This window comes from Streptomyces sp. NPDC040610, from assembly GCF_055594065.1.
Genome location: NZ_JBVIXA010000013.1, coordinates 99,301 through 125,456 on the forward strand (window position 1 = coordinate 99,301; position 26,156 = coordinate 125,456).

The following is a 26,156-nucleotide window of genomic DNA, read 5'->3' on the forward strand; positions in this document are numbered from 1 at the left end:
GCCGCAGGAATCCGCGGAGTATCGGGGAATCGTCGAGGATTCTCGGATTCGCGGAGTCCGCAGGGCCCTTCGCGCCGTTTCAGGGAATTTCGCCCGGAGTGCAGTCAGGGATTTGTTGAAAGCCATCATGGCCGGTGCTACGGAGTGGAACAATGAGCGACTTCGAGGAATTCGCAGCCCATTCTCACCCGGAGGCCCGGCCTCACCCGGAGACCCCTTCCGCTGCGGAGGCCCCTTCTCCTGCTGAAGAACTGCGCGACACCCTTGAAGGCCGCCCGCGCGCGGAACAGGAACGGCGGCTGCGCGCCGTGGTCGCCGAGCAGGTCGCCGCGGTCCTCGGCGGCGCGGACGGCACCCGCACGCCCGGCGACCTCTCCCGCCCCTTCCTCGACCTCGGCCTCGACTCCCTGACCGCCGTGGAACTGCACCGCCGACTGCAGCGGGCCACCGGCCTCAAGCTGCCCGTCACCGCCGTCTTCGACTACCCGAGCGCCGACGCCCTCGCCCGTCATCTGCGCGCCGAACTCTTCGACAGCGCCGACGCGTCCTACGTGCCCGCCACGGCCCGGCGCGCCGACGACGAGCCCATCGCCATCGTCGCCATGAGCTGCCGCCTGCCCGGCGGCGTCGAGACCCCCGACGAGCTGTGGCAGCTGGTCGCCGACGGCGTGGACGCCATCTCCGGCTTCCCCGCCGACCGCGGCTGGGACCTCGCCGCCCTGTACGACACCGACCCCGACCGCCCCGGCACCAGTTACGTCCGCGAAGGCGGCTTCCTGCACGACGCGGGCGAGTTCGACGCGGACTTCTTCGGCCTCTCGCCCCGCGAGGCCCTCGCGACCGACCCGCAGCAGCGCCTCCTCCTGGAGACGTCCTGGGAGGCCCTGGAGCGTGCGGGCATCGACCCCGCCGCCCTGCGCGACTCCGGCACCGGCGTCTTCGTCGGCGCCGAGACCCAGGAGTACGGCCCCCGGCTCAGCGACGCCGGCGACGGCCTGGAGGGCTACCTCGTCACGGGCACCGCCGCCAGCGTCGCGTCCGGCCGGATCGCCTACACCCTGGGCCTCCAGGGCCCCACCATGACCGTCGACACGGCCTGCTCGTCGTCGCTGGTCGCCCTGCACCTGGCCGTGCAGGCCCTGCGGCAGGGCGAGTGCGCCCTCGCCCTCGCGGGCGGTGTCGTCGTCATGGCCTCACCGGGGTCCTTCCTGGCCTTCAGCCGTCAGCGCGGCCTCGCGCCCGACGGCCGCTGCAAGCCGTTCGCGCAGGCCGCGGACGGCACGGCGTGGGGCGAGGGCGTCGGCATGCTGGTCCTTGAGCGCCTGTCCGACGCGCGCCGCAACGGCCACAAGGTCCTCGCGGTCGTCCGTGGTTCCGCCGTGAACCAGGACGGCGCGAGCAACGGCCTGACCGCCCCCAACGGCCCCGCCCAGCAGCGCGTCATCCGTGCCGCCCTCGCCGACGCGGGCCTCACACCCGCGGACGTGGACGCGGTCGAGGCGCACGGCACGGGCACGACCCTCGGCGACCCCATCGAGGCGCAGGCCCTCCTCGCCACGTACGGCAAGGACCGCCCCGCCGACCAGGAGCCCCTGTGGCTCGGCTCGCTGAAGTCCAACGTGGGCCACACCCAGGCCGCCGCGGGCGTCGCCGGTGTCATCAAGATGGTCCAGGCGATCGACCGCGGCCTGCTTCCGAAGACCCTGAACGTGGACGAGCCGAGCACGCACGTCGACTGGTCCGCGGGGGCCGTGGAGCTTCTGACCGAGACCCGGGCGTGGCCGGAGCGGGCCGACGGGGCGCCCCGCCGCGCGGGTGTGTCGTCGTTCGGCATGAGCGGCACGAACGCGCACCTCATCGTGGAGCAGGCGCCGGTGGAGGCTCCGGCGGTGGAGGAGCTGTCGGCGGGGGAGTCCGGGGGTGCGCCGCAGGGCGAGCCCGTCGTGGACGCCACGCCCGCACTCGCAGGCGATGACGTGTCCGCTCTCGTAGGCGATGACGCGTTCGCGTTCGCCGACGCCGCGCCCGACGTCGCCCCTGCCGCCCCTGGCGTCGTCCCCGGTCTCGTCCCCGTGTCCCTCTCGGCCAAGACCGAGCCCGCGCTGCGGGCGCAGGCAGCCCGACTGCGCGCGCGCCTCCTGGCCGACGCCGACCTCGAACTGGGTGATGTGGCCTGGTCGTTGGCGGTGGCGCGGTCCCGCTTCGAGCACCGGGGCGTCGTCGTCGGGCGGGACCGGGAGGAGCTGCTCGCCGGGCTTGAGGCGCTGGCGCAGGGCGACACGACCGCGCGGAACGTGGCCTCGGGCCGCGCGCAGGGAGGCACGGTCCGCCCGGTGTTCGTCTTCCCCGGGCAGGGCTCCCAGTGGGCCGGGATGGCCCGTGAACTCCTCGACTCCTCACCGGTGTTCGCCGACCGCATGGGAGAGTGCGCGGACGCGCTCGGCCCGTTCGTGGACTGGGACCTGTTCGAGGAGCTGAGCGGGGACAACTTCGACCGCGTCGATGTGGTCCAGCCCGTCCTGTTCGCCGTGATGGTGTCCCTGGCCGCCGTGTGGCGGGCCTCGGGTGTCGAGCCCGCCGCCGTCGTCGGGCACAGCCAGGGCGAGATCGCCGCCGCCTGCGTCGCGGGCGCGCTGTCCCTGGAGGACGCGGCCTGGGTGGTCGCCCTGCGCAGCCAGGCCATCCTCGAACTGTCGGGACGCGGCGGCATGGTCTCCGTACCGCTGCCCGAGCAGCAGGTGCGCGCCATGCTCGCCCAGTGGGGCGACGACCTGTCCGTGGCCGCCGTCAACGGCCCCTCGCACGTGGTGGTCTCCGGCGCCACGGGAGCCCTGGAGGAGCTGGTCGCGAGCTGCGTGGCCCGTGACATCCGCGCCCGCACCATCCCCGTCGACTACGCCTCCCACTCCGCCCACGTCGAAGCCATCGAGGAGCACCTCGCGCGGGTCCTCGCCCCCGTCGCGCCCCGCTCGCCCGACGTACCGCTGTACTCGACGCTCACCGGCGACTGGCTGACCGACGACACCCTCATGGACGCGGACTACTGGTACCGCAACCTGCGCCACACCGTCCTCTTCGAGCACGCCACCCGCGGGCTCCTCGCCGAGGGCCACACGCTGTTCCTGGAGATGAGCCCGCACCCGGTCCTCACCGTCCCGGTCCAGGCCGCCATCGACGAGGCGGACACCCCTGCCGCCACCCTCGGCTCGCTGCGCCGGGACGAGGGCGGCGCGGACCGCCTCTTCGCCTCCGTCGCCGAGGCCCACGCGCTCGGCGCCGACCTTGACTGGCACGCCCTGCTGCCCGGCGAGCACACCGTCGTCGACCTGCCCACGTACCCGTTCCAGCGCCGCCACTACTGGCTGACCGAGGAGCGCGCGTCCGGCGCCACGCCGCCCGCCGCCGCGGACGAGGCCGAGGCCCGCTTCTGGGAGGCCGTCGAGCGCGAGGACGTCGACCAGCTGACGACCACGCTCGGGGACGTCGCCCAGGGCGCGCTCAGCGAGGTCCTGCCCGGCCTGTCCGCGTGGCGCCGCGGCCGCCGCGAACGTGCCGTCATCGACAGCTGGCGCTACCGGATCGCCTGGCAGCCCCTGCCCGGCGGCCAGTTGCCGTCGGCCCGCCTCTCGGGGCGCTGGCTGGTCGTCCTGCCCGAGAGCGCGGCGGACCACCCGTGGGCGACCGGGGTCGTCGAGGCCCTGGCACGCTCCGGCGCCGAGCCGGTCGAGCTGCGCGTGGCGGCGGGCGAGGCGACGCGGCAGCTGCTGGGCGCGAGGCTGCGGGAGGCGGCCGGTGACGGCGGTGTCGTCGGCGAAGGCCTGGGTTCCGCCGCCGGGCGCGAGGGCGGGGTGTCCGGCGCGGGTACGCGGCCCGAGGGCGCCCCAGCCGCCGAGGCGGGCTCGGACGGCGCTGGACTCGGCGCCGACGCGGGCCTTCCTGGAGCCGGGCCCACCGCTGACGTGAGCCGTGACGGAGCCCCCCTCGCCGGTGTCCTCTCCCTCCTCGGCCTCGACGAGTCCCCCCTGGCCGGGCACGAGGCCGTGCCCGCCGGGCTCGCCGCCACGCTGGCCCTCGTACAGGCCCTCGGTGACACCGGAGCCGAGGCCCGCCTGTGGGCCCTCACCCAGGGTGCCGTCTCCACGGGCCGCAGCGACCGCCTCGACCACCCCGGCCAGGCCCACCTGTGGGGCTTCGGCCGCACCGCCGCGCTCGAACACCCCGACCGCTGGGGCGGACTCGTCGACGTACCCCGCTCCTACGACACCCGCGCCGGTGCCCGCCTCACCGCGATCCTCACCGCGGCCGCCGACGGCCCCCGGACGGACGCCCCCGGCGCCGCCGTGGAGGACCAGCTCGCGGTGCGCGGCTCCGGCGTCTTCGTACGCCGCCTCCTGCGCGGCGAGGCCGCGGGCGCCGACCTGACCCGCGACACCCCGTGGACGCCCCGCGGCACGGTCCTGGTCACGGGCGGCACGGGTGCCCTCGGCGGGCACGTCGCCCGGTGGCTCGCGGGTGCGGGCGCCGACCACCTCGTCCTCACGAGCAGGCGGGGCCTCGACGCGCCCGGCGCCCCCGAACTCCGTGCCGAACTGGAGGAGTCGGGCGTGCGTGTCACCGTGGCGGCCTGCGACGCCGCCGACCGGGACGCGCTGGCGCGGGTCCTGGACGGGATACCCGCCGACGCACCCCTCACGGCCGTCGTGCACACGGCCGGGATCCTGGACGACGGGACCGTCGACGGCCTCACCCCCGGACGCTTCGAGGGCGTGCTGCGCCCCAAGTCACCGGCGGCCGCCGCCCTGCACGACCTCACCCGGGACCTGGACCTGGACGCGTTCGTCCTGTACTCGTCGGCGTCGGGCGCGCTCGGCAACGCCGGTCAGGCCAACTACGCCGCCGCCAACGCCTACTTGGACGCCCTCGCCGAACAGCGCCGCGCCGACGGCCTGCCCGCCACCTCCATCGCGTGGGGCACCTGGGACGGCGGCGGGCTCGCCGACACCGCCGTGCGCGCCGAGCGGACCCGGCGCGACGGCATGCCGCCGATGCCGCCCGAGCGGGCCGTCGCCGCCCTGCGGGACGCCGTCGGGCGCGGCGACGCCGGTGTCGTCGTCGCCGCCGTCGACTGGGACACCTTCCTGCCGGGCTTCGTCGCGGCCCGCCCCAACCCCCTCTTCGCCAAGATCCCCGAGGTGCGGGAGCGGACCGCCGCCCCGGCGGACACCACCCCCGACCCCACCGGCGGCCACACCGTCACAGGACCCGACTGGATACGGCAGCTCGCCCCGCTCCCCGGAGCGGAGCGCGACGCGGCCCTCGTCACCTTCGTCCGCGCCCAGGCCGCCGCCGTCCTCGGCCACTCCGCCCCCGAGGCCGTCGACCCCGGCCGGGCCTTCCGCGAGCTGGGCTTCGACTCCCTCACCGCCGTGGAACTGCGCAACCGCGTCCAGGCGGCCACGGGCCTGCGCCTGCCCGCCTCCCTGGTCTTCGACTACCCCAACTCCGCCCTGCTCGCCGCCTACTTGGCCGAGGAGGCCTTCGGCCCCGACGTGACCGGGGCCGCCGCGGAGCCCCGTAGTGCCGCTGTCGGCACCACCTCCACCGACGACGACCCCATCGCCATCGTCGCGATGAGCTGCCGCTTCCCCGGGGGCGTGCGCGGCCCCGAGGACCTGTGGCGCCTTGTCGCCGAGGGCCGCGACGCCATGGGCGAGTTCCCGGGCGACCGCGGCTGGGACCTCGCCGACCTCTACGACCCGGACCCCGACCGCGCGGGCAAGACCTACGTCCGCGAGGGCGGCTTCCTGTCCGACGCGGGCGAGTTCGACGCGGACTTCTTCGGCATCTCGCCGCGCGAGGCCCTCGCCATGGACCCGCAACAGCGCCAACTCCTGGAAACGTCCTGGGAGTTGTTCGAGCGCGCGGGCATCGACCCGACGACGCTGCGCGGCACCCGCGCGGGCGTCTTCGTCGGCTCCAACGGCGACGACTACATCTCCCGCATGGCCGCCGTCCCCCAGGACATCGAGAGCCACGTCCTCACCGGCAACGCGGTGAGCGTCATGTCCGGCCGCCTCTCCTACGCCTTCGGCCTCGAAGGCCCTGCCGTCACCGTCGACACCGCCTGCTCGGCGTCGCTCGTGGCCCTGCACCTCGCTGCGCAGGCGCTGCGGCAGGGCGAGTGCGACATGGCGCTCGCGGGCGGCGTGACCGTCATGTCGTCCCCCGACACCTTCGTGCAGTTCAGCCGCCAGCGCGGCCTGGCCACGGACGGCCGCTGCAAGGCCTTCGCGGAGGCCGCCGACGGCACCGGCTGGGGCGAGGGCGTCGGCCTGCTGCTCCTGGAGCGTCTGTCCGACGCCCGCCGCAATGGGCATGAGGTGCTGGCTGTCGTCCGCGGTTCCGCCGTCAACCAGGACGGCGCGAGCAACGGCCTGACCGCCCCCAACGGCCCCTCCCAGCAGCGAGTCATCCGCGCCGCGTTGGAGAGCGCCGGACTCTCGGCCGGTGACATCGACGCCGTCGAGGCCCACGGCACAGGCACCACGCTCGGCGACCCCATCGAGGCCCAGGCGCTGCTCGCCACGTACGGGCGGACGCGGCCGGAGGGCCCTGCCGGGCGCGAGCCGCTGTGGCTGGGTTCCATCAAGTCCAACATCGGGCACACGCAGGCCGCCGCGGGTGTCGCGGGCGTCATCAAGATGGTGATGTCGATGCGGGAGGGCGTACTGCCCCAGACCCTGCACGTGGACGAGCCCAGCTCCCATGTCGACTGGTCGGCGGGGGCGGTCGAGCTGCTGACGGAGGCCCGGGAGTGGCCGGGGCGCGAAGGCGGTGCGCCGCGTCGTGCGGGCGTGTCGTCGTTCGGCGTCAGCGGCACGAACGCGCACGTGATCGTGGAACAGGCCCAGGCGGTCGAGCCCGCCGAGACGCCCGAGCCCGTCGACGGCACGCCCGTCACGGCGGTCGTGCCGTGGGTGGTGTCGGCCCGCAGCGCCGAGGCGCTGCGGGCGCAGGCGGAGACCCTGCGGGAGCACGTGGCCGGGCACGAGGACCTCGACGCCGTCGGTGTGGGCTGGTCGCTGCTTTCGGGGCGCGCCCTGCATGAGCACCGGGCGGTTGTCTTCGGGCGGGAGCGGGAGGAGTTCCTGGCCGGGCTGGGGGCGGTGGCCTCCGGTGGTCCGGGTGTTGTGGTCGGCTCGGTGGTCGAGGGCCGCCTTGGGGTTGTCTTCACGGGGCAGGGCAGTCAGCGGGTCGGTATGGGCCGGGAGTTGTACGAGGCGTTCCCCGTGTTCGCCGATGCGCTGGACGAGGTGTGCGCGCACCTGGACGGGTTGCTGGAGCGTCCGTTGAAGGACGTCATGTTCGGCTCGGACGCGGAGGCGCTGGCCCGGACCGGCTACGCGCAGCCCGCGCTGTTCGCCGTCGAGGTGGCCCTCCACCGCCTCGTCGAGTCCTTCGGGGTGCGCCCGGAGATCGTCGGTGGCCACTCCATTGGCGAGCTTGTGGCCGCGTACGTGGCGGGCCTGTGGTCCCTGGAGGACGCGGCTCAACTGGTCGCCGCGCGCGGCAGGTTGATGCAGTCCCTGCCCGAGGGCGGCGCGATGCTGGCCGTGCAGGCGGCGGAGGCGGACCTGCTTCCGCTCCTGGAGGGGATCTCGGAGCGCGTGGGCGTGGCAGCGGTGAACGGGCCGTCGCAGGTGGTCCTTTCCGGCGACCGCACGGCCCTCGAAACCCTGGAGGAGAAGCTGCGCGGCGAGGGCCGCAAGGTCCGCTGGCTGAAGGTCTCGCACGCCTTCCATTCACCCCTCATGGACCCGATCCTGGACGAGTTCCGCGCGGTCGCACAGGGGCTCACCTACCAGGACCCGAAGCTGCCGGTCCTCTCGAACGTGACCGGTGAACTGGCGGAGGCCGCTCAGCTCCAGGACCCGGAGTACTGGGTGCGGCACGTCCGCGAGGCCGTCCGCTTCCACGACGGCCTCGGCGCACTCACCGCGCAGGGCGTGTCGACCGTCCTTGAGCTGGGCCCGGACTCGGTGCTCACGGCGATGGCCCACGACACGATCACGGACCCGGCCGCGCAGGCCGGTCTCGTCGCGGCGGTGCGCAAGGACCGCCCCGAACCGGCCACGTTCCTCGCCGCCCTCGCCCAGCTGCACGCGCGCGGCCACGACGTCGACTGGGCGCCGCTGTACGCCCCGACGGAGAACCGCCGCCGCGTCGACCTGCCCACGTACGCCTTCCAGCGCGACCACTACTGGCTCGACCTGTCCGCGTCGGCCGCAGCCGTCCCCCGAGGCGGCGGGCTCGGCGTCGACGAGGTGGAGGCGCGCTTCTGGGAGGCCGTGGAGCGCGGCGACCTGGAGTCGCTGAGCGCCGAACTGGGCGCGGAGGGCGAAGCCGAAGGAGTGGCCGCGCTGGGCGAGGCGCTTCCGGTGCTCTCGTCGTGGCGACGGCAGCGCCGCGAGGCCTCCACGGTCGGCCGGTGGCTCTACCAGGAGTCGTGGAAGCCGCTGACCGGCCTCGCCCCGGCGGCCTTCGACGGTACGTGGTGGGTCGTCGCCCCGGCGGACGAGGAGGCGTACCCGTGGGTCGCCGCCGCGGCCGAGGGGCTCGCGGCCCGTGGCGCGCACGTGGTCCGGATCGCGGTGCGCCCCGGCGAGACCCGCCGCGACATCCTCGGCGGCAAGCTCCGTGAACTCCTGGACGCACAGGCCGAGTCGGGCGCGGGCCACCCCCAGGGCGTGCTCTCCCTGCTGGCCCTCGACGCGTCCGGGGGCTCGGCGCACCCGACCGTCCCCGTCGGCCTCGAAGGCGTGCTCGCCCTCCTCCAGGCCCTCGGTGACGCGGACGTGGCGGCACCCCTGTGGGCCGCCACCAGCGGCGCCGTCAGCACCGGCCGCTCGGACCGGCTGACGGCTCCCGCGCAGGCCCCCGTGTGGGGCATGGGCCGCGTCGCCGCCCTGGAACAGCCCCAGCTCTGGGGCGGCCTCGTCGACCTGCCCGAACACGCCGACGAGCGGTCGCGGCTGCGGCTCGCCGACGCCCTGTCCGCCGCCTCGGCCTCCGGCGAGGACCAGGTTGCGGTGCGCGGCTCCGGCGTCTTCGCACGCAGGCTGGCGCGTGTGCCCTCGGGCGGCACGGCGCTGGGCGAGTCGTCGGCGGGGGAGTGGTCTGCCGACGGTGGCACGGTGCTCGTGACGGGTGGTACGGGTGCGCTGGGTGGTCATGTGGCTCGGTGGGCGGTGCGTGCGGGTGCCGGTCATGTGCTGTTGACGAGCCGTCGTGGCCTTGACGCGCCGGGTGCGCCGGAACTCCGTACGGAATTGGAGGAGTTGGGTGTACGGGTGACGGTCGCGGCGTGTGACGCGGCCGACCGGGAGGCGTTGGCGCGGGTTCTGGGGGAGATTCCGGAGGATGTGCCGCTGACCGGGGTGTTCCACACGGCGGGCGTCCTGGACGACGGTGTCCTCGACGGCCTGACGGCGGACCGGTTCGCCACCGTGTTCCGGCCCAAGGCCCAAGCGGCCCTGAACCTCCACGAGCTGACACACCGCGACGGACAGCTGACAGCGTTCGTGCTCTTCTCGTCCGTCGCGGGCTCCATGGGCATCGGCGGCCAGGGCAACTACGCGGCGGCGAACGCCTTCCTCGACGCCTTCGCCCAGCACCGCAGGTCACTCGGCCTGCCCGCGCTGTCCCTCGCGTGGGGCCCGTGGGCCGGCGGCGGCATGGCCGTCGACGGCGGCGTCGTCGAGCAGCGCGTGCGGGACAGCGGCATGCCCGCGATGGAGCCGGACCTGGCGGTCGCCGCGATGGCCGCCGCACTGGCGGCAGCCGGACGGCCCGACGCCCAGGCGGGGCCGGTCACGGCAGCGGTCACGCTCGCCGACGTCGACTGGGACGTCTGCGCGCCGACCTACGCCCTGGCCCGACCGAACCACCTCTTCGACCAGCTCACGCTCCCCGGCGGCCAGGCCGAGCCCTCGACGGCGGGCGCCCGTGGCACGGCCGCGTCCACCGCCCCCGCCACCTCCACGCTCCCGCTCGCGGAGCGCCTCGCCGCGCTCCCGGCGGCGGAACGGGACCGGACGCTCCTGGACCTCGTACGCGACCGGGTGGCAACCGTCCTCGGCTACCCCGCGACCAAGACCGTCGACGCCACCCGCCCCTTCAAGGACCTCGGCTTCGACTCGCTCACCGCCGTCGAACTGCGCAATCTCATCGGCGCGGCGGCCGGACTCCACCTCCCGGCGACACTGATCTTCGACCACCCCAGCCCCGAGGCCCTCGCCGCGCACCTGCGCGACGAACTCCTCGGCGACCTCGCGCCGCACGGCGGCGACACCCCGGCGCCCGCCCCGGCGCGGGCGGGCGCGGTGGACGGCGACCCCATCGCGATCGTGGCGATGAGCTGCCGCTTCCCCGGCGGCGTACGGTCCCCCGAAGACCTGTGGCGGCTCCTCAGCGACGGCAAGGACGCCATCGGCGACATGCCGGACGACCGGGGCTGGAACGTCGATTCGCTCTACCACCCGGACCCCGACCACGCCGGGACGAGCTACGTCCGCGAGGGCGGCTTCCTCCACGACATGGCCGACTTCGACGCGGACTTCTTCGGGATCTCCCCGCGCGAGGCCCTCGCCATGGACCCCCAGCAGCGGCTCCTCCTGGAGACCGCCTGGGAGGCCTTCGAGCGCGCCGGAATTGACCCGGCGACCCTGCGCGGCAGCCGCACCGGCGTCTTCTCCGGCACCAACGGCCAGGACTACGAAGACGTCCTGCGCACGGCCCCCGACCGCGGCGAGGGCTACCTCGGCACGGGCAACGCGGCCAGCGTCGTCTCCGGCCGCCTGTCCTACGCCTTCGGCCTCGAAGGCCCCGCGGTGACCGTCGACACGGCCTGCTCGTCGTCCCTGGTCGCCCTGCACCTGGCCGCACAGGCGCTGCGGCAGGGCGAGTGCGACATGGCGCTCGCGGGCGGCGTGACCGTCATGTCGACGCCGGACACCTTCGTGGAGTTCAGCCGCCAGCGCGGCCTGGCCACGGACGGCCGCTGCAAGGCGTTCGCGGAGGCGGCCGACGGCACGGGCTGGGGCGAGGGTGTCGGCCTGCTGCTCCTGGAGCGCCTGTCGGACGCCCGCCGCAATGGGCATGAGGTGCTGGCTGTCGTCCGTGGCTCGGCCGTCAACCAGGACGGCGCGAGCAACGGCCTGACCGCCCCGAACGGGCCTTCCCAGCAGCGCGTCATCCGCGCCGCGCTGGAGAGCGCCGGTCTGTCCGCCGCCGAGGTGGACGCCGTCGAGGCCCACGGCACGGGCACCACGCTCGGCGACCCCATCGAGGCCCAGGCACTGCTCGCCACGTACGGCAAGGAGCGGTCGGCCGACCGGCCCCTGTGGCTGGGTTCCATCAAGTCCAACATCGGGCACACGCAGGCTGCCGCCGGTGTCGCGGGCGTCATCAAGATGGTGATGTCGATGCGGGAGGGCGTACTCCCGCAGACCCTGCACGTGGACGAGCCCAGCTCCCATGTCGACTGGGAGGCCGGGGCGGTCGAGCTGCTGACGGAGGCCCGGGAGTGGGCCGAGCGGGACGGGGGCGCGCCGCGTCGTGCGGGCGTGTCGTCGTTCGGCGTGAGCGGCACGAACGCGCACGTGATCGTTGAGCAGGCCCAGGCAGATGAGCCTGCCGGGGCTGCCCCTTCGGTGGCGGCACCGACGAACATCCTGCCGTGGCTGGTATCCGGCCGCAGCGCGGACGCCCTGCGGACCCAGGCCGAGCGCCTGCGGGACCACGTCGTCGGGCGCGAGGGCCTTGAGCCTGTAGGTGTGGGCTGGTCGCTGCTTTCGGGGCGCGCCCTGCATGAGCACCGGGCGGTTGTCTTCGGGCGGGAGCGGGAGGAGTTCCTGGCCGGGCTGGGGGCGGTGGCCTCCGGTGGTCCGGGTGTTGTGGTCGGCTCGGTGGTCGAGGGCCGCCTTGGGGTCGTCTTCACGGGGCAGGGCAGTCAGCGGGTCGGTATGGGCCGGGAGTTGTACGAGGCGTTCCCCGTGTTCGCCGATGCGCTGGACGAGGTGTGCGCGCACCTGGACGGGTCGCTGGACCGGCCGTTGAAGGACGTCATGTTCGGCACGGACGCGGAGGCGCTGGCCCGGACCGGCTACGCGCAGCCCGCGCTGTTCGCCGTGGAGGTCGCGCTGTTCCGTCTGGCCGAGTCCTTCGGGGTGCGGCCGGAGATTGTGGGTGGTCACTCCATCGGTGAGCTGGCGGCCGCGTATGTGGCCGGGCTGTGGTCCTTGGAGGATGCGGCTCAACTGGTCGCCGCGCGCGGTCGGTTGATGCAGTCGCTGCCCGAGGGTGGGGCGATGCTCGCGGTGCAGGCCGCTGAAGCGGACGTGCTGCCGTTGCTGGATGGTCTCTCCGAGCGTGTGGGTGTGGCGGCGGTGAATGGGCCGTCGCAGGTGGTGCTTTCCGGTGAGCGGGTCGCGCTGGAGGGCCTGGAGGAGAAGCTTCGCGGTGAGGGCCGCAAGGTGCGGTGGCTGAAGGTGTCGCACGCCTTCCACTCACCCCTCATGGATCCCGTCCTGGAGGACTTCCGCAAGGTCGCCGAGAGCCTGACGTATCAGGAACTCGCGCTGCCGGTGGTCTCGAACGTGACCGGTGAACTGGCGGAGGCCGCTCAGCTCCAGGACCCGGAGTACTGGGTGCGGCACGTCCGCGAGGCCGTCCGCTTCCAGGACGGCCTCGGCGCGCTCACCGCGCAGGGCGTGTCCAGCCTCCTTGAGCTGGGCCCGGACTCGGTGCTGACGGCGATGGCGCACGACACCGTCACGGACCCGGAAGCGCAGGCGGGCCTGATCGCCGCTGTGCGCAAGGACCGCGTCGAGGCGGACACGTTCCTGGCGGCTCTCGCACAGCTGCATGTGCGCGGAGTCGAGGTCGACTGGGCGCCGCTGTACGCCCCGGTCGAGTCGCGGCGCCGCGTGGACCTGCCCACGTACGCCTTCCAGGGGCGGCGCTACTGGCCGAGTGCGGCCGTGCGGGGCGCGGGCGATGTGTCGGCAACGGGGCTGGTGTCGGCCGAGCACCCGCTCCTTGGGGCGGCCGTGCCATTGGTGGACTCCGGTGGCTATCTGCTGGCGGGTCGTCTGTCGGTGGCCACGCATCCGTGGCTGGCGGATCACGCTGTGGGCGGGCAGGTGTTGCTGCCGGGGACGGCGTTCGTCGAGCTGGCCGTGCGGGCCGGTGACGAGGTGGGCTGCGGGGTCCTTGAGGAGCTGACGTTGGCGGCTCCGCTGGTGCTGCCGGAGCGTGGCGCCGTGCAGTTGCAGGTCGGCGTCGGCGCGGTGGACGAGGACGGGCGTGCCCCGGTGAGCGTCCACTCGCGCGACGAGGCCGACCCCGAGGGCCCGTGGACCCGGCACGCGGCCGGATTCCTGTCCGCCGAGGCCGACGAGGAGGAGCCCCAGGGCCTGTCCGAGTGGCCGCCGCGCGACGCGGAGCCGATCGACGACGCGGCCTCGCTGTACGACCGCCTCGCCGAGACGGGCTACGGCTACGGCCCGGTGTTCCAGGGGCTGCACGCGGCCTGGCGGCGCGGCGACGAGGTCTTCGCCGAAGTGGCCCTGCCCGAGGAGTCGGACGCCGAGGCGTTCACCCTGCACCCCGCCCTCCTCGACGCCGCGCTGCACGCCACCCTGCTCCTGCCCAGGACGCAGGACGGCGACGACGAACGCCAGGGCCTCGGCCTGCCCTTCGCCTGGAGCGGCGTACGGCTGCACCAGGCGGGCGCCGCCACGGTCCGCGTGCACCTGCGCGGCGCCGGAGCGGACGCCGTGACGCTGACGCTCGCCGACCAGGCCGGGCAGGTCGTCGCCACCGTCGACTCGCTGGTGTCGCGCCCCGTCTCGGACGAGCAGCTCCGCGGCGGCGGCCGTGTCGGCGACTCGCTGTTCCACGTCGAGTGGAAGCCGCAGGCCGGGACCGTGGCCGCCGATGAGGTGCCGCTGGCGCTCATCGGGGACACGGAGGCCGTGCCGGGCGCACGGGTCTTCGCGGACCTCGCCGCCCTGGGCGCGGCGCTCGGGGCGGGGGAGGAGCTTCCCGCCGCGGTGCTGTGGCGGGCGGGCGGGACGTCGACCGCAGGGGGTGCCGGGCTCACAGGGCCGAAGGCCGTCTCCGCGACACTGGCCGACGCTCTCGAAGTGGTGCAGGCCTGGCTCGCCGACGAGCGGTTCGAGGACGCGCGGCTCGTGGTCGTGACGCGCCGCGCGGTCCCCGCCGGGGGCACGGACGCGGACGTCGACCCGGCGGAAGCGGCGATCTGGGGGCTGGTGCGGTCGGCGCAGGTGGAACATCCCGGGCGGTTCGTCCTCGTGGACGCGGACACCGGCGTGAACATCGACGCAGATATCAACCCGGACATCGACATCGACGCGGGCACCGACGTGGACGCGGGCGCGCTTGCGGGTGCCGACGTGGACGTCCTCATGGACGCCGGTTCGGTGGCCTCGTCGGCGCTGGCCGCCGTGCTCGCTTCGGGTGAGCCCGAGGCCGCGGTGCGGGGCGGAGAGGTGTGGGTGCCGCGACTGACCCGGGTCGCCGGGGCCCCGGCCGGGGAAGGAGTCGCTCCGGCCGCGGAGGTGACCGCTCCGTTCGGCGCGGGCACCGTCCTCGTCACGGGCGCGTTCGGCGGCCTGGGGCGCGTCGTGACGCGCCACCTCGCCGAGCAGCACGGCGTACGCGACCTCCTCCTGGTGTCCCGCAGGGGCGCCGCCGCCACGGGCGCCGACGAACTGTGCGCGGAGCTGGCGGCGACGGGCGCGCGGGTCACCGTGGCCGCGTGCGACGTGGCCGACCGCGCGGCGCTGGGCGCACTCCTGGAGCAGGCGGGCGCTGAACTGTCGGCGGTCGTCCACGTGGCGGGCGTACTCGACGACGGCGTGGTCACGTCGCTGACACCGGAACGCCTGGACACGGTGCTGCGCCCGAAGGTGGACGCGGCCCTGAACCTGCACGAGCTGACGGCCGGCCTGGACCTGTCCGCGTTCGTCCTGTTCTCCTCCGCCGCCGGAGTCCTCGGCAGCCCCGGCCAGGGGAACTACGCGGCCGCCAACAGCGTCCTGGACGCCCTCGCGGTCGTACGCCGAAGCCAGGGCCTCCCGGCGGTCTCCCTCGCCTGGGGCCTGTGGGCGCAGGAGAGCGACATGACGGGCAAGCTGGCCGGGGCGGACCTCGGACGGATGGCGCGGGGCGGCGTGGCCGCGCTGTCCACGCAGGAGGGCCTGGGGCTCCTCGACGCCGCCGCGACCCTGACCTCGGCCCCGTCGACCCCCGCACCGCCGCGGGACGACGCCCCCGCGGTCCTCGTACCGCTGCGCCTGGACACCGCGTCCCTGCGGGCCTCCGCGGGACCCGACGGCGTCCAGCCCGTGTTCGCGGACCTCGTCCCCGCCCCGGCCCGCCGCGTCGACAGGGCGCTCGCGCGCTCCGGGAAGTCGGCCGAGCCGAACGGCACGGGCCCCGCCCTCGTCAGGGAATTGGCGGGACTTTCCCCCGAGGACCGGGAACGGGCCCTGCTCGACGCCGTGCGGGGTAATGTGGCGACGGTGCTCGGGCATTCCGGGCCCGAGGCAATAGGGGCCACCCGTGGATTCCTGGAATTGGGCGTCGACTCGCTCACCGCGGTGGAACTCCGGAATCGGCTGAACTCCCTTTCCGGACTGCGCCTGCCCGCCACCCTGATCTTCGACTACCCGTCGCCCGCGGCACTCGCCTCCTATCTGGACGAGAGCCTGCCGAGCGGTACGGAGTCGGCGCAGCCGGTCGCGGGAGCGCGGCCCGGCGGGGTGATCGCCGAGCTGGCCGGGCTGGAAGCGGCGCTGGCCGCGGGCGTCCTGGCGGGCGACGAACGGACCGCGGTGCGCGGCAGGCTGCGGGCGCTGCTCGGCAGGCTCGACACCGCCGAGCCGGGCGCGGCCGCGGGTCCCGCCATCGCGGATCAGCTCGAAGACGCCGACGACGATGACATGTTTGACTTCATCGACAACGAACTCGGCGTCTCCTGAAAGTAATTCCTGGAAATTCCTCAAGGGGTCCGTAGGGGGAGGGTAGGGGTTGTTGCCCCTGCCCTCCCGCCGATGTGATGGGGTCGGCCCTCTGCGTTGAAGGAGTCGCACCGAAATGGCGAACGAGCAGAAACTCCGCGAGTACCTCAAGCGAGTTACCGCGGATCTGCATCAGACCCGGCAGCGTCTACAGGACGCCGAGTCGGTGAGCCGGGAGCCCATCGCCATCGTCGCGATGAGCTGCCGCTACCCCGGCGGCGTGGGCGGCCCGGAAGACCTCTGGCGGCTCGTCGCCGACGGCGGGGACGCGATCTCCCCCTTCCCGGACGACCGGGGCTGGGACGCGGACCTCCACGACCCCGACCCGACCCGCGCGGGCAAGAGCTACGCCCGCGAAGGCGGATTCCTGCACGACGCGGCGGAGTTCGACCCCGCGTTCTTCGGCATCTCGCCCCGCGAGGCCCTCGCCATCGACCCGCAGCAGCGCCTCCTCCTGGAGTCCACCTGGGAGGCCTTCGAGCGGGCGGGCGTCGACCCGCTGTCCGTGCGGGGCTCCAGGACCGGTGTGTTCGTCGGCGTCATGTACGGCGACTACGGCAACCGCATCCTCAGCAGCCCCGAGGGCCTGGAGGAGTTCGAGGGCTACCTCGGCAACGGCAGCGCGGGCAGCATCGCCTCCGGACGCGTCTCGTACACCTTCGGCCTCGAAGGCCCCGCCGTCACCATCGACACGGCCTGCTCCTCCTCGCTCGTCGCCCTGCACCTCGCCGCGCAGGCGCTGCGTCAGGGCGAGTGCACCATGGCGCTCGCCGGTGGTGTGACGGTGATGTCGACGCCGGACACCTTCGTGGAGTTCAGCCGTCAGCGCGGCCTCGCCGCCGACGGCCGCTGCAAGGCGTTCGCGGAGGCCGCGGACGGCACCGGCTGGGGTGAGGGCGTCGGCCTGCTGCTCCTGGAGCGTCTGTCGGACGCCCGCCGCAACGGCCACAAGGTCCTCGCCGTCGTCCGCGGCACCGCCGTCAACCAGGACGGCGCGAGCAGCGGACTCACCGCCCCCAATGGCCCCGCCCAGCAGCGCGTCATCCGCGCGGCCCTGGCGAACGCGGGCCTCACGCCCGCCGACGTCGACGCGGTCGAGGCCCATGGCACGGGCACCACCCTCGGCGACCCCATCGAGGCCCAGGCCCTCCTCGCCACGTACGGCCAGGAACGCCCCGAAGCCACCACCGGCGGGACTTCGCCCCTGTGGCTCGGCTCGGTGAAGTCGAACCTCGGCCACACCCAGGCCGCCGCCGGAGTCGCGGGCGTCATCAAGATGGTCATGGCCATGCGGCACGCGACCCTGCCCCGCACCCTCCATGTGGACCGCCCGAACTCGCACGTCGACTGGTCGGCGGGCGCTGTCGAACTGCTCACGGAGGCCCGCGAGTGGGCCGAGCGCGACGGCGGCGCGCCGCGCCGCGCGGGTGTGTCGTCGTTCGGCGTGAGCGGCACCAACGCGCACGTGATCGTGGAGCAGGCGTCCGCGGAGGAGCCCACGGAGACGTCCGAGCCGGTCGAGCCGGGCGCCGGGGCACGGGCCACGGGTGCGGTGCCGTGGCTGGTGTCGGGTCGCAGCGCCGAGGCGCTGCGGGCGCAGGCCGAGCGGCTGCGGGAGCACACGGCCGGGCATGCGGACCTTGAGCCCGTCGATGTGGGGTGGTCGCTGCTTTCGGGGCGCGCCCTGCACGAGCACCGGGCGGTTGTCTTCGGCCGGGAGCGGGAGGAGTTCCTCGCCGGGCTGGGGGTCGTTGCCTCCGGTGGTCCGGGGGTTGTGACCGGTTCGGTGGTCGAGGGGCGCGTCGGTGTCGTCTTCACCGGGCAGGGAAGCCAGCGGGTCGGCATGGGTCGCGAGTTGTACGAGGCGTTCCCTGTGTTCGCCACGGCCCTGGACGAGGTGTGTGCGCACCTGGACGGGTTGCTGGAGCGTCCGTTGAAGGACGTCATGTTCGGCGCCGACGCTGAGGTGCTGGAGCGGACCGAGTACGCGCAGCCCGCGCTGTTCGCCGTAGAGGTGGCGCTGTATCGGCTCGTGGAGTCCTTCGGGGTGCGGCCGGAGATTGTGGGTGGTCACTCCATCGGTGAGCTGGCGGCCGCGTATGTGGCGGGGTTGTGGTCGCTGGAGGATGCGGCTCAACTGGTGGCCGCGCGTGGCCGGTTGATGCAGGCGTTGCCTGAGGGCGGGGCGATGCTCGCGGTGCAGGCGGCTGAGGCGGAGGTTCTGCCGCTGCTGGTGGGTCTGGAGGACCGTGCGGGTGTGGCGGCCGTGAACGGGCCCGCCCAGGTCGTGCTTTCCGGTGACCGGACCGTCCTGGAGGGCCTGGAGGAGACCCTGCGCGGCGAGGGCCACAAGGTGCGTTGGCTGAAGGTCTCGCATGCCTTCCACTCGCCGTTGATGGATCCGGCGCTGGACGACTTCCGCAAGGTCGCGCAAGGTCTGACGTATCAGACCCCGAAGCTGCCGGTGGTCTCCAACGTCACGGGCGAGTTGGCGGAATCCGACCAGCTCAAGGACCCGGAGCACTGGGTCCGTCACATCCGGGAGGCTGTCCGTTTCCACGACGGCTTGACCGCTCTGACCGGTTTCGGCGCGACCACTGTGCTTGAGCTGGGCCCGGATGCCGTTCTGACGGCGATGGCGCACGACACCCTCACCGACCCGGCCGCCCAGGCCGGACTCGTCGCCGCCGCCCGCAAGGACCGCCCCGAGCCCGACACCTTCCTCACCGCCCTCGCCCACCTCCACGTACGCGGCACCACCGTCGACTGGACCCGTTTCTTCGAGCCCGTCGAGGCGCGCCGCCACGTCGACCTGCCCACGTACGCCTTCCAGCACCAGCACCTCTGGCTCAACCCCCTGGAGCAGGCGCCCGGTCTCACCGGGGACGGGTTCGACCCCGCGGACGCGGGATTCTGGAAGGCCGTGGAGGACGAGGACCTCGCGGCCCTGACGGGAGCCCTGGACGTCGACGAGGAGGCGCCGCTGCGGTCCGTGCTGCCCGCGTTGACGGCCTGGCGGCGGCAGCGGCACGAGCAGTCCGAGCTGGACCGCTGGCAGTACCGCATCGCGTGGAAGCCGCTCGCCAAGCAGTCGCGGGCCGGGCTCACCGGCACCTGGCTGGTCGTCGCCCACGCCGGTGCGACGGAGGAGCCGTGGCTCGACGCCTCCGTGCGCGCCCTGGAGCAGGCCGGAGCGCGTGCGCGGGTCCTGCGGGTGGACACGCGGGACGCCGACCGCGACACGCTGCGGGCGCAGGTGGCCGACGCCCTCGCGGACGACGGCCAGGACGCCGGGGACGGTACGGCCGTGACGGGAGTCCTCTCCCTCCTCGCGTGCGCGCCGGCCGACGTGCTCCCGACGCTCGCGCTCGTGCAGGCCCTCGGTGACGCGGCCGTGTCCGCGCCGCTGTGGGTGGCGACGCGGGGCGCGGTCTCCGTCGGCGGCTCCGACTCCGTGGCCCACACCGACGGCGCGGCCGTGTGGGGCCTTGGCCGGGTCGTGGCCCTCGAACACCCGGAGCGCTGGGGCGGTCTGGTCGACCTGCCCGAGACGGCCGACGCGCGCGCGATGTCCCGGCTCGCCCAGGTCCTCGGGGCCTCGTCGGGTGAGGACCAGGTGGCGGTGCGCGGCTCGGGTGTGTTCGTACGCAGGCTGGTGCGTGCGGCCTTCGGCGACGCGTCGTTGAGCGAGTCGTCGGCGGGGGAGTGGTCTGCCGACGGTGGCACGGTGCTCGTGACGGGTGGTACGGGTGCGCTGGGTGGTCATGTGGCTCGGTGGGTGGCGCGTGCGGGTGCCGGTCATGTGCTGTTGACGAGCCGTCGTGGCCTTGACGCGCCGGGTGCGCCGGAACTCCGTACGGAATTGGAGGAGTTGGGTGTACGGGTGACGGTCGCGGCGTGTGACGCGGCCGACCGGGAGGCGTTGGCGCGGGTTCTGGGGGAGATTCCGGAGGATGTGCCGCTGACCGGGGTGTTCCACACGGCGGGCGTCCTCGACGACGGCGTTCTCGACGGCCTGACGGCGGACCGTATGGCTTCCGTGTTCCGCGCCAAGGTGGAGTCGGCCCGGAACCTGGACGAGCTGACCCGCGAAGCCGACCTGTCGGCCTTCGTCCTCTTCTCCTCCCTCACCGGGACCGTGGGCGCGCCCGGCCAGGGCAACTACGCGGCGGCGAACGCCTTCCTCGACGCCCTCGCCGCACAGCGGCGCGCCGCCGGACTGCCCGCGCTCTCGCTCGCCTGGGGCCCGTGGGCCGGGAGCGGCATGGCCGCCGACGACGGCTCCGACGAGCGGATGCGCCAAGCGGGCCTGCCCGTCATGGACCCGACGCGTGCCATCGACGTGCTGCGCCGGGCGACGAACGACCGCGCCGGAAGCCACGACACCGCCGCCCTCGTCGTCGCCGACATCGTCTGGGACCGCTTCGCCGAGGGTTTCACGGCCACCCGGCCCAGCACCCTCTTCGACGACCTGCCGGAGACGGCGGCCGCCCGCGCGGAGCGCTCCGCCGGTGCGGGAGACGGCGAAGTCACGTCCCTGAAGGACCAGTTGGCCGCCCTTCCGCGCCCGGACGCCGAGCGGGCCCTGCTCGACCTGGTGCGGACCCAGGCCGCCACGGTGCTCGGGCACGGCGGTACGGAGGCGGTGCCCGGCGACAGCGCGTTCAAGGGGCTCGGGTTCGACTCGCTGACCTCGGTGGAGTTCCGCAATCGCCTCGGCGCCGCGACCGGCCTCACCCTCCCGGCCACCCTCGTCTTCGACTACCCGTCGCCGAGGTCCGTCGCCGACTACCTCTCCGGCCTCCTCCTCACCGGCGAAAGCCCCGACACCACCGTGCCCACGGCGGCCGTGCCCACCGGCCCTGTCGACGACGAGCCCATCGCCATCGTGTCGATGAGCTGCCGCTTCCCCGGCGGCGTACGCGACCCCGAAGACCTCTGGCGGCTCGTCGCCGACGGCGTCGACGCGCTCGGGGAGTTCCCCGCCGACCGAGGCTGGGACACCGGAGCGCTGTACGACCCCGACCCGGCGAAGCCCGGCTCCACCTACGCCCGCCAGGGCGGATTCCTGCCGGACGCGGGCGGGTTCGACGCGGACTTCTTCGGGATCTCCCCGCGCGAGGCCCTCGCCATGGACCCCCAGCAGCGGCTCCTCCTGGAGACCGCCTGGGAACTGTTCGAGCGCGCCGGGATCGCACCCCCGAGCCTGCACGGCAGCCGCACCGGCGTGTTCGCGGGCACGAACGGCCAGGACTACCTGGACCTCCTGAAGGACGCCCCCGAAGGCGCAGAGGGGTACATCGGCACGGGCAACGCGGCCAGCGTCGTCTCCGGCCGCCTCTCGTACGCCTTCGGCTTCGAGGGCCCCGCCATGACCGTCGACACGGCGTGCTCCTCCGCCCTCGTCGCCCTGCACCTGGCCGCGCAGGCGCTGCGGCAGGGCGAGTGCGACATGGCGCTCGCCGGTGGCGTCACGGTGATGTCCACGCCCAGCGCGTTCATCGAGTTCAGCCGCCAGCGCGGCCTCGCCGCCGACGGCCGCTGCAAGGCCTTCGCGGAGGCCGCGGACGGCACGGGCTGGGGCGAGGGCGTCGGCCTTCTCCTCCTGGAGCGCCTGTCCGACGCCCGCCGCAACGGCCACCAGGTCCTCGCGGTGGTGCGCGGCTCGGCCGTCAACCAGGACGGCGCGAGCAACGGCCTGACCGCGCCGAACGGCCCCTCGCAGCAGCGTGTCATCCGCGCCGCCCTCGCCAACGCCCGCCTCACGCCCGCCGATGTGGACGCGGTCGAGGCGCACGGCACGGGCACGACCCTCGGCGACCCCATCGAGGCGCAGGCCCTCCTCGCCACCTACGGCCAGGACCGCTCCGCCGGGCAGCCGCTGTGGCTCGGCTCGGTCAAGTCCAACATCGGGCACACGCAGGCCGCCGCCGGAGTCGCGGGCGTCATCAAGATGGTGATGGCCATGCGCCACGGGGTGCTTCCGCGCACGCTGCACGTGGACGAGCCGAGCACGCACGTCGACTGGTCGGCGGGCTCGGTCGAGCTGCTGACGGAGGCCCGGGAGTGGGCCGAGCGGGACGGTGGCGCGCCGCGCCGGGCGGCGGTCTCGTCGTTCGGCGTGAGCGGGACGAACGCGCATGTGATCGTGGAGCAGGCGCGGGGGACGGAGCCCGCCGAGTTCGACAAGACTGCTGACCCCGCCGACGATGCCGCAGCCGCCGGCACGGCCACTCCGGCGACGGCCGTGCCGTGGCTGGTGTCGGCCCGCAGCGCCGAAGCCCTGCGCGTCCAGGCCGGACGGCTCGTCCAACACCTGACCGCAAGCGCCGAGTCGGAGCCCGCCGACGTGGCCTGGTCGCTCCTCTCGGGCCGCGCCCTGCACGAGCACCGGGCCGTCGTACTCGGCCACGGCCGGGAAGAACTCCTGACCGGACTGGACGCCGTCGCGTCGGGCGGACCGGGAGCCGTACTGGGCTCCGTGACGGACGGCCGTCTCGGCGTCGTGTTCACGGGACAGGGCAGCCAGCGGATTGGCATGGGGCGTGAGCTGTACGAGGCGTTCCCTGTGTTCGCCGATGCGCTGGACGAGGTGTGTGCGCACCTGGACGGGTTGCTGGAGCGTCCGTTGAAGGACGTCATGTTCGGCACGGATGCCGACGTCTTGGAGCGGACCGAGTACGCGCAGCCCGCGCTGTTCGCGGTCGAGGTGGCGTTGTTCCGTCTGGCCGAGTCCTTCGGGGTGCGGCCGGAGATTGTGGGTGGTCACTCCATCGGTGAGCTGGCGGCCGCGTATGTGGCGGGGTTGTGGTCGCTGGAGGATGCGGCTCAGCTGGTGGCCGCGCGTGGTCGGTTGATGCAGGCGTTGCCTGAGGGCGGGGCGATGCTCGCGGTGCAGGCGGCTGAGGCGGAGGTTCTGCCGCTGTTGGTGGGTCTGGAGGACCGTGCGGGTGTGGCGGCCGTGAACGGGCCCGCTCAGGTGGTGCTTTCCGGTGACCGGACCGTCCTGGAGGGCCTGGAGGAGACCCTTCGCGGTGAGGGCCGCAAGGTGCGTTGGCTGAGGGTCTCGCATGCCTTCCACTCGCCGTTGATGGATCCGGCGCTGGACGACTTCCGCAAGGTCGCGCAAGGTCTGACGTATCAGACCCCGAAGCTGCCTGTGGTCTCCAACGTCACGGGCGAGTTGGCGGAATCCGACCAGCTCAAGGACCCGGAGTACTGGGTCCGTCACATCCGTGCGGCCGTCCGTTTCCACGACGGACTCGTCACCCTCACCGGCCAGGGAGTCTCCACGCTCCTGGAGTTGGGCCCGGACGCCGTCCTGACGGCGATGGCGCACGACACCCTCACCGACCCGGCCGCCCAGGCCGGACTCGTCGCCGCCGCCCGCAAGGACCGCCCCGAGCCCGACACCTTCCTCACCGCCCTCGCCCACCTCCACGTACGCGGCACCACCGTCGACTGGGCACCCCTGTACGGCACCACGCAGGCCCGGCGCCGCGTCGACCTGCCCACGTACGCCTTCCAGCACCGGACCTACTGGCCGGAAGTGAAGGACGCGGGTGTGTCGGCCGACGGCCGGAGCGGTGGTGTGGACTCCGAGTTCTGGGAGGTCGTGCAGCGCGAGGACCTGGAGGGCCTGGCGGAGACGCTGGAGCTGGACCAGGAGGCCTCGCTGAAGTCCGTCCTGCCCGCGCTCGCGACCTGGCGACGGCGGCAGCAGGAACAGCACGAGGTGGAGGCCCTGCGCTACCGGGTCACCTGGAAGCCGCTGTCCGGCGAGCAGCCGTCGGGCGCTGGTTCGGCGTTCGGCGGGACCTGGGCGCTGGTCGTACCGGCCGGTGCGGTCGGGCACCCCTGGAGTGCGGCCGCCGAGGAGGCGCTCGCCGCTGCGGGTGCGGACGTCCGGCGTGTCGTCGTGGGTGACGGAGCCGTCGGCCGTACGGCGATGGCACGGCTTCTGCGGGAGTCCGCTGAGGGGGCCGAGGCCTCCGACGGCGACGCCGCCCTGACGGGTGTGCTGTCGCTGCTTGCCCTGGACGAGCGCCCGTACGGCCACGCCGCGTCCGGCGACGAGGGCGCGCACGATCACCCGGAGCCGGACGCCCCCGCCCTGACGTGGGGCATGGCCGCGACCCTCGCGCTCACGCAGGCCGTCGTCGACGCCGAGGTCGGCGGGCGGCTGTGGATCGCGACGTCCGGCGCCGTGTCCGTCGGCGACACCGATCCCGTACGCAGTGTCACGCAGGGGCAGGCGTGGGGATTCGGCCGGGTCGTGGGCCTTGAGCACCCGGACGTGTGGGGCGGCCTCATCGACCTCGTGGAGACGACGGGAAGCACGAGCACCACGGGCGCCAACACCGGCTCCACGGGCTCCACGGGCTCCAAGGAGACGGCGGACGCCACCGGCGACGCCACGAACGCCTCCGAAGCCACCGTCCCCGCCCGCGCCCGCGACCTCCTCACGACCCTCCTCACCCGCACCGCCACCCCCGGCTTCGCCGAGGACCAACTCGCCGTCCGCCCCTCGGGTGTGCACGTGCGCCGCCTGGTCCGGGCGCCCCGGAGCACCGCACCGGCCACCCCCTGGCGACCGCGCGGCACCGTCCTCATCACCGGCGGAACCGGCGCCCTCGGTGCCCACGTCGCACGCTGGTGCGCGGGCGGCGGCGCCCAGCACCTCGTACTGACGAGCAGGCGCGGCCCGGACGCGCCCGGAGCCGCCGAACTCAGCGCCGAACTGGAGGACTTGGGCGCCAAGGTCACCGTCGCGGCCTGCGACGTCGCCGACCGCGACGCCCTCGCCCGGCTGCTCGCCGAGATCCCCGCCGACGCACCGCTGAGTGCCGTCGTGCACGCGGCGGGCCTCGGTCAGGACCGGATGATCGACGAGACCGGGCCCGAGGACTTCGCGGAGATCGTCGCCGCGAAGACCGCGGGCGCGGCGCACCTGGACGACCTGCTCGGCGACACGCCCCTGGACGCCTTCGTGCTGTTCTCGTCCATCGCCGGAGTGTGGGGCAGCGGCGGCCAGGCCGCGTACGCCGCCGCCAACGCCTTCCTCGACGGCCTCGCCGAACGCCGCCGGGCCCAGGGGCGGGCCGTGACGTCGGTGGCGTGGGGGCCGTGGGGCGGTTCCGGCATGGCGGGCGACGACGACGCCGCCGCGCACCTGAGCAAGCGCGGCCTGCCCGTCATGCGGCCCGAGTCGGCGATCGGGGCCCTGCGGCACGCGCTCGACCGGCGCGACCCGCTCGTCACCGTCGCCGACGTCGACTGGGAGCGGTTCGCCCCGGCCTTCACCGTGCGGCGGCCCAGCCCGCTGCTCGACGACCTGCCGGAGGCCCGCCGGGCCCTCGACGCCGCGTCCGGCGACGCGGGCGCACGCACCTCCGAGGGAGCCGCCGACGCGGCGGCCGCCCTGCGCGCCCGACTCGCCGACGCGACGCCCGCCGAGCGCGAGCGGACCGTCCTGAAGCTGGTGCGCACGGAAGTCGCGGCCGTACTTGGCCACACCGGCACGGAAGCCGTCCGTGAGGACCGCGCGTTCAAGGACTTCGGCTTCGACTCCCTGACCGCCGTGGAACTGCGCACCCGGCTCAACGCCGCGACCGGCCTGAGCCTGCCCAGCACCCTCGTCTTCGACCACCCGACCCCCGGCGAGCTGGCCCTGGAGCTCCTTGCCGAACTCCTGCCCGACGCCGACGCCATGGACGACGCCGAGGGCGACGGGGGCGGGGCCGACGACCCGGCCGACGCCGAGGTCCGCCGTGCCCTGGCGGCAGTCCCGATCGCCCGCATCCGCGAGGCGGGCCTCCTGGACGCCCTCCTCGGCCTGGCCGCCCCGGATGCGGGCGCGGCCCCGGCCGATGACGACGACGCGGACGCCTCCATCGACGCCATGGACGTGGCCAACCTGATCCAGCTGGCCTTGGACAACAGTGATTCCTGACCCAGTACGAGACGCGGCGCACGACCCCGTGTGGGACGCAGTGCGAGACGCGGCGCAGGACGCGGCACGAGCCGCCGAACGACACACAGTGCGAG

General features: G+C 74.2%; 1 protein-coding gene and 1 pseudogene. Both read left to right on the forward strand.

Annotation, left to right across the window (positions count from 1 at the left end; genetic code table 11):
* Positions 1-308: 308 nt before the first annotated feature.
* Positions 309-16,070, forward strand: a pseudogene (locus ACZ6AA_RS33685) (type I polyketide synthase); the annotation flags it as partial.
* Between the two features lie 115 nt (positions 16,071-16,185).
* Positions 16,186-26,061, forward strand: coding sequence for a type I polyketide synthase (locus tag ACZ6AA_RS33690; protein WP_471462295.1), 9,876 nt, complete (start codon positions 16,186-16,188; stop codon positions 26,059-26,061).
* Positions 26,062-26,156 lie beyond the last annotated feature (95 nt).